Genomic DNA, 858 nt, shown 5'->3' on the forward strand with positions numbered 1-858 from the left:
AGGACTACATCGAGTATCACCGGGATGAGGTGACCGACGAGTACGATCGTAAGCCGCTGATCACGACCAGGTACGGTCGTCCGGCGGGCAACACCTTCCGGAAGGTGCTGTACCGAGTGACTCGTCCCTGCTGGCGCGGCGAAGGCTGTCCCCACGATCGGGACATCGACTCCTGCGAGGCGACTGACATCGACCACGCGAGCAAGTGTCCGTCGTCGCGATCTCCTCACGACGTGCGGAGTGGCCGGGTGACCTTCTACCGCCGCGAGGACGTTCCGCGGCGTATCGTCGAGGACCGGCTGAACGCGAGTGAGGATATTCTGAGTCGCCACTACGACCGGCGGTCTGACCGTGAACAGGCAGAGCAACGCAGCGACTTCCTCCCCGACCTATGAACCCCGAACCCTACGCCGCGACCCACCAAATCGCCAGACCCCACCGTGCTCGCTCCGAAACCGTCGGTTCTTGGGTCGTTCCTCAAACGCCGAGCAACAGGCTAGAAACGACCTCTACGCCCAGATTCTCAAAACGATTTAGAGACCGCTATTCGGATTCCGTTCACCAGCTTAACGCCCCCCTCTGCGGGCACGCAGTTTCCATTGTTCTAGGGGGTGATCGGCGGTGAGCCTCGGCATCGATTCGAATTCGCTCTGCCATCTCACTGCGGATGGTCCGGGCGAGTTCTGGTGTCCCGCGTGCGGCGCGCGCTGTACTCGGAACTCGTCGAGCGAGCTTGAGTATGGGCACAATCTGGACTGCCCCCGCCGCCCCGACGGCCTCGGGACTCCCGAACGGTGAGCCGGCCAGCTGCGCGCCGGTCCACCTCCCCACGGATTCGGCACGATCTCGTTCGCTCCC

The 858-nt window shown here is 63.4% G+C and carries 1 pseudogene; it reads left to right on the forward strand.

The window, feature by feature from the left end:
- Positions 1 to 395 (forward strand): annotated as a pseudogene (locus tag EXE42_RS16005) (site-specific integrase); the annotation flags it as partial.
- Positions 396 to 858 lie beyond the last annotated feature (463 nt).

The sequence above is a fragment of the Halorubrum sp. SP3 genome, from assembly GCF_005435195.1.
GTDB lineage: Archaea > Halobacteriota > Halobacteria > Halobacteriales > Haloferacaceae > Halorubrum > Halorubrum sodomense.